Raw genomic sequence first — 3,410 nt, forward strand, 5'->3', positions numbered from 1 at the left:
TTTCGTTCCCGGCGGCACCTATGGTAAACTAATTCCTAACCTGGTTCGGCGATGAATGGTCTTTCCTGAGACAGAGAAGGAGGAAAAGATGTCCGTTCGCAATGCCGCAAAAATTTTTACCAGCGTCATGGCGGCAGCCAGCCTATCGCTCGCTCTGCTGATGCCTGGCCCCGCTTTCGCCGATGCCGGTTTCCGGCAATGGGTCGCCGGCTTCCGCGCCACCGCCGTGCAGAGCGGCGTTTCCGGCGCCCTATACGACCAGGCCTTCAGGAACATCAGGGATATCGATCCCGTGGTGCTGGAAAAGGCGCGCACGCAGCCTGAATTCACGGCCCCCGCCTGGGACTATTTCGACAACCGCGTCCATGATCAGTCCGTCGCCGTCGGCCAGCAGATGGCCAGGAAATGGAAGCCGTGGCTGGATCGGATCGAGGCCAGGTTCGGCGTCGACCGCTACATCCTGCTGGCCATCTGGTCGATGGAATCGAATTATGGCGAGATCCTCAAGCGCGACGACATCATGCGCAACGTCGTTCGCTCGCTGGCGACCTTGGCCTACGCCGATCCGAAGCGGGCGAAATTCGCCCGCACACAGCTTATCGCCGCGCTGAAGATCCTGCAGACCGGCGACATCGACGAAAGCCATCTGAGCGGATCCTGGGCCGGCGCCATGGGCCACACCCAGTTCATCCCGACCAGCTATCTGCACTATGCCGTGGACATGGACGGCAATGGCAAGCGAGACATCTGGAATTCGATCCCCGATGCGCTGGCGACATCAGCCAATTTGTTGAAGAAGAATGGCTGGCAGGCCGGCAAGACCTGGGGCTATGAGGTCGCCTTGCCAGCCGGAAAACTTCCCGGCGGTTCCAAGACGCTGTCGCAGTGGCAGGCGCTCGGCGTCGCCAGGGCCAACGGCAAGCCGTTCAAGAACGGCTCCGACAAGGCGACGCTGAAGGTGCCGGACGGCCGCAGCGGGCCAGCCTTCCTGATGATCAAGAATTTCACGGTCATCAAGGCCTACAACAACGCCGACAAATATGCGCTGGCCGTCGGCCTTCTTGCCGACGAAATCGCCGGCTCGAGCGGTCTGGTGCAGGACTGGAAGCGGCCTTTCACCAAGCTTACTTTCGAGGAAAGACAGGAGCTGCAGAAGCGGCTTTCCCAGCATGGCCTTTACGACGGCAAGTTCGACGGCAAGATCGGCGACGGCTCGAAGACTGCCATCATGGCCTTCCAGGCCAAGGCCGGCTTGACCCAGGACGGCTATCCGAGCATGGAAGTGCTGAAGTGGCTCCGGCAGAAATAGAGCCGCCTGCGGTGCCGCGCGGCCTTCCAGGCGCGCAAAGGACACTGTAGCAATCTGGTTGGCGCGGCATTTGCCGAGAAACCGATGCGGTTTTTCGGCAGGACTGCGCCAAGGGACGGAGGAAACGATTGGCTTCGGCTGCGCGCATCGCAGGGCTTGTTCGTCGCATGCCGGTGCTCGTCCTGGCCGTGGTCGTGCTTGCCGTCGGCGTTGCTGGCGCCTTTCATGCGCCGGCCATGGCGCAGGAGCAGCAAAACCGCGGCTGGTCGTTGCGCGACCTTTTGTTTCCGCGCCGCAGCGAGCGCATTGAGCCGCCCCTGGATATCCAGAAGCCGAGGCCCAGGCCCAAGGCGAAAAAACCCCGCGCCCCGCGCCCGCCCGCGGAACCGGAAATCCCGGTGGTCGACAAGGCGCCGGACGCCCGCACCGTCCTGGTGGTCGGCGACTTCATGGCGGCCGGCCTCGCCGAAGGCCTCGACACCGCTTTCGCAGAGAATGCCGGCGTCAGGATCGTCGTTCGCAGCAATGGCTCGTCCGGCTTCGTGCGCGATGATTTCTACAACTGGCCCGAACAGATCAAATCGCTGATCGAGACCGAAAAACCCGCCGCCGTGATCGTCATGCTGGGCTCCAACGACCGCCAGTCGATGAAGGTGGGCGACGTGCGCGAACAGCCACGCTCCGAGAACTGGACCAAGGAATATGAACGCAGGACCGACGCGCTGGGCAAAGCCATCGCCGCGGCCAAGGTCCCCTTCCTTTGGGTCGGCATGCCGGCGTTCCGGGTGCCGAAGATGACCTCGGATATGCTTGCCTTCAACGACATCTACCATCAGGCCGCAGAAAGCCATGGCGGCGAATTCGTCGATATCTGGGACGGCTTTGTCGACGAGAACGGCGCCTTCGTCACCAGCGGCCCCGACATCAACGGCCAGCCGGTGCGGCTGCGCGCCGATGACGGCATCAATATCTCGAAGGCGGGCAAGCGCAAGCTCGCCTTCTACACCGAAAAACCGCTGCTGAAGATCCTCGGCCTGACCGCGCCGGGAAGCATGATTACACCGTCCGCTCCGGCGGGCGCCCCTGTCGAGACGCCGGCGCCGGCCGCGCCCCCCATCGTCATCGACCGCACCGCGCCGATGCTGCTCAGCGATCCGGCACTCGACGGCGGCTCGGAGCTGCTTGGCGCGGCACCGCCGGCAAAGGCCAATCCGGACCTGCCCGGTGAAAAGCTTGTGGTCGAGGGCAAGGCACCGATTGCATCGCCCGGCCGCGCCGACGATTTCTCCTGGCCGCCGAAGGCCGCAGCCGCGACCGACACCACGACCGCGATCAATCGTTAGTCTCGCAGCGCGGCTCTGAGGCCGGGCTCAGCGCGGGAGAACGCTCGACCCCATCAACGCCTCGTCGATCGCGCGCGCAGCCTGGCGGCCCTCGCGGATCGCCCAGACGACCAGCGACTGGCCACGACGCACGTCGCCGGCCGCATAGAGCCTGTCGACGCTGGTCTTGTAGTCGCGGTCATTGGCCTCGACATTGCGCGAGCGGCGGCTGTCGGTGGCGATCTTCATCTCACCCTCCAATTCCCTCGCCACACCTGCCGCGGCCGGCCCGGCAAAGCCGATGGCGATGAAAGCGAGATCGGCACGAATGACGAATTCGGTACCGGCGATCGGCTTGCGCTTGTCATCGACCTCGCAGCACTTGACGCCGGTCAGCTGGCCTTCCTCGCCGATGAATTCGAGCGTCGCCACCTGGAATTCGCGCTCGGCGCCTTCGGCCTGCGAGGACGAGGTGCGCATCTTCGTCGCCCAGTATGGCCAGACCGAAAGCTTGTCTTCCTTCTCCGGCGGCTGCGGGCGGATGTCGAGCTGTGTGACGCGCACCGCGCCCTGGCGGAAGGCCGTGCCGACGCAGTCGGACGCGGTATCGCCGCCGCCGACGACGACGACATGCTGGCCGCCGGCGATGATGGGATGCGACGGCCACGCCACCGACTGGATCGGTTCGCCGCCGACCCGCCTGTTCTGCTGCACCAGATAGGGCATCGCGTCATGCACACCGCCGAGATCGTCGCCGGGAATACCGGCCGCGCGCGGCG

At 64.6% G+C, this 3,410-nt stretch carries 3 protein-coding genes; 2 read left to right on the forward strand and 1 reads right to left on the reverse strand.

All coding sequences use genetic code 11. The features are described from left to right. Nucleotides 1-88: 88 nt before the first annotated feature. The gene (locus tag EN949_RS33880; protein ID WP_013529721.1) at nt 89-1,309 is read left to right on the forward strand and encodes a lytic murein transglycosylase; all 1,221 of its coding nucleotides are present in this window, start codon (nt 89-91) and stop codon (nt 1,307-1,309) included. Between the two features lie 128 nt (nt 1,310-1,437). Then, nucleotides 1,438-2,652, forward strand: a complete 1,215-nt coding sequence (locus tag EN949_RS33885) for a DUF459 domain-containing protein (protein WP_013529720.1) — start codon at nt 1,438-1,440, stop codon at nt 2,650-2,652. A gap of 27 nt (nt 2,653-2,679) precedes the next feature. On the opposite strand, the gene EN949_RS33890 is transcribed toward EN949_RS33885, so the two are convergent. Beyond that, a partial coding sequence (locus EN949_RS33890; protein WP_164770201.1) for an FAD-dependent oxidoreductase occupies nt 2,680-3,410 on the reverse strand: 731 nt, incomplete at its 5' end.

Origin of the sequence: Mesorhizobium sp. M7A.F.Ca.US.007.01.2.1 (assembly GCF_003998165.1) — a bacterium.
Classification (GTDB): Bacteria; Pseudomonadota; Alphaproteobacteria; order Rhizobiales; family Rhizobiaceae; genus Mesorhizobium; species Mesorhizobium ciceri.

What these genes read in the sequence shown, in the direction of transcription:
- EN949_RS33880 (WP_013529721.1), top strand. Translation starts at nt 89, where the DNA reads ATGTCCGTTCGCAATGCCGCAAAAATTTTTACCAGCGTCATGGCGGCA.